This is a genomic window from Rhodoferax sp. (assembly GCF_037143375.1).
In the GTDB taxonomy this organism is placed as follows: domain Bacteria; phylum Pseudomonadota; class Gammaproteobacteria; order Burkholderiales; family Burkholderiaceae_C; genus Rhodoferax.
In genome coordinates this window covers 1-2,649 of record NZ_JBAWYV010000266.1, presented here as the reverse complement: position 1 = coordinate 2,649, position 2,649 = coordinate 1, and the positions used below count along the sequence as shown (strand labels likewise).

Genomic DNA, 2,649 nt, shown 5'->3' with positions numbered 1-2,649 from the left:
ATGCCAGCGCGGGCAAGGGTCGGCTGAAGTAGTAGCCCTGCACCTCGTTGCAGCCTTGGGCGCGCAGGAACTCAAGTTGTTCGGCGGTTTCGACGCCTTCGGCGATGGTTTTGAGCCCCAGGATGCGGGCCATGCTGATGATGGCGCCGACGATGGCTTTGTCGTCGGGGTCTTCGGTGATGTCGCGCACAAACGACTGGTCGATTTTGAGCTTGTAAACCTGAAACCGTTTCAGGTAGCTCAACGACGAGTAGCCGGTGCCAAAGTCGTCAATCGACATGCGCACGCCGCGTTGGTGCAGATCGTCCATCACGGCAATGGCGACTTGCGGGTGCGTCATGGCCACGCCTTCGGTCAGTTCAAGCTCCAGCAGATGCGCCGGCAGGGCAGCGTCTTCCAGATTGCGGGTGATGAGTTCGGGCAGCGCGTCATGGCGAAACTGCACCGCTGATAAATTAACCGCCATGGTGAGCGGCGCCATGCCCCGTGCCATCCAGTCGGCCAGTTGCTGCACGGCGGTGCGGATAACCCACTCGCCGATCGGCAGGATCAGGCCGTTGCGTTCCGCAATGGGGATGAACTCGGCCGGGGACACTGGCCCCAGCTCCGGGTGCGTCCAGCGTAGCAAGGCTTCCGCGCCCACGGTTTCGCCGGTTTCCATCGAGATTTGGGGCTGGTAATGTAGCCGCAGTTGTTGGCGTTCCAGCGCCCGGCGCAACGCGTTGTCGAGTTGCAGGCTGCGGTCGGAGTGCGCCTGTATTTCCGGGGTGAAAAAGCGGAAGCTGTTGCGGCCGTCACCCTTGGCTTTGTACATGGCGGCGTCCGCACATTTCGACAGCGCGTCCAGGTCCAGCCCGTCCTTGGGGTAGAGCGCAATGCCGATCGACGGCGTCACGGTGAGTTCGTGTTCCTCAATCAGGATCGGGAGCAGCGCGGCTTTAAGTAATTTGTCAGCCACCCGCGCAGCACCGGCAGCATCGGTGTCGGGCAACAGCAAGATGAATTCGTCGCCCCCCAAGCGCGACACCGTGTCTTGCTCCCGCACGGCAGCCTTCAGGCGGGTGGCCAGTTCAATGAGCACCTCATCTCCGACGCGGTGACCCAGGGAATCGTTGATATTTTTGAAATGGTCCAGGTCCAGAAACATCAGGGCCACCGGATGCTGCGCGCGCAGGGCGGCGCTCAGGGCGTGCTGGCAGCGGTCGCCCAACAGCAAGCGGTTAGGCAAACCGGTGAGCGCATCAAAGTAAGCGAGGCGTTGAATATGGGCTTCGGCGATTTGCTGTTCGTCGGCTTTTATCTCCAGCGCCATCACCATACGGCTGAGTTCCTGGGTGCGCAACTCCACCAGTTTTTCGAGATTCTCGCGGGCTTGCAGCAGTTCTTTTTCGGCTTTCTTGCGGGCCGTGATGTCCATCGTGATCCAGATCGAACCCTGCTCAGGATGATCGGCGTCGATGGCTTTGGCGCGGACTTCACACCAAAGGGCCGAGCCGTCTTTTTTGCGCAGTGTCATTTCGCCCTCAAACGCCTGGCCTTTGGCAAACGGCGCCATCCATTGGGGTCGCGCCGCCAGCCAATCCTCGTCCGAGAGGTACCACTTGCGGGAAGAACTGCCTTGCAACTCGCCGGGATCAAAGCCCAGCAGTTGCTCGAAACTCCGGTTGCAGCGGGTGACGGTGCGCTCGCGCAGGAACACGATGCCGACCATCGCGTTGTCCAGAATCAGACTTTGCTCGGTCATCACCGATTGGAGTTGCGCTTGGGCGGCTTTTTGCTCGCTGATGTCGTCAATGATCCAGATCGACCCTTCCGCGGTGTCAGCCGGGTTGACGAGTTTGCCCGTCATGTGGGTCCAGAACAACTCGCCGTCGCAGCGTTTCATCTGGATTTCTGACTTGTAGGCCAGCCCTTGGGCCATCACCGGGTAAGCGGCTTCACCCAGCGCATGAAAAGCAATTTCATCCGGGAACAGCGACCGGTTGGCGCTGCCCAGAATCAGGTGGTTGTCGGCATGCCCGAAAAATTCGGCAAAGCGCTGGTTGCAGCGGATGACGATACGTTTTTTGATGAACACGATGCCGACTCCGGCCGTGTCCTGAATCACCTGCTGCTCGCGCAGCGCCAATTGCAACTGCGCCAAAGCGTCATGGGGCTGCGCGGGTGCGTCCGGGTCGGTGAGGTTGAGTGGCATGTTGTTGCATTGTCCCGCATCTGAAATGCGTTCGGCTGTCCCCCTGAGAACTGTTCAGAAACTTCTGGGTTTGCCTGACTGCGTGGCCAGCGTGAAAACAATCGCGGGCAGCAACCATTGCAGCCAGGCATAGGCGGAGGTGAGGGCGCGCTGGGCGCCGCTGGCCAGGGTGACGGCTTCGGTGGTCACGGTGGCAAAACGACCAGCGCCGATGAACAGGGTGGGCAGGTATTGCGCCACGCTCACAGCAAATCCGATGGCCAGGCTGGCGCTCAGGGCAGCGCGCAACAAGGGCCACTTCACTCGGACCAGGAACGCCATGTGCCCCTGGCCCAGCGAGGCGGTGATGTGCCGCAAGCGGGGATCAAAGCCGGTGTAGGCCGGGCTCAGCGCCATCAGCGCATACGGCACCGCCGCCAAGGTGTGCGCCAGCCACACGCCGGACCAGCGGGCAT

Annotated in this window: 1 protein-coding gene and 1 pseudogene; both read right to left on the bottom strand. The window is 61.3% G+C overall.

From position 1 onward, the window contains the following. Nucleotides 1–2,194, bottom strand: a 2,194-nt coding sequence (locus WCG50_RS18820; protein ID WP_336901129.1) for an EAL domain-containing protein, incomplete at its 3' end; no start/stop codon positions are given. A 54-nt stretch (nt 2,195–2,248) separates the two neighbouring features. Then, nucleotides 2,249–2,649, bottom strand: a pseudogene (locus WCG50_RS18815) (ABC transporter permease); the annotation flags it as partial.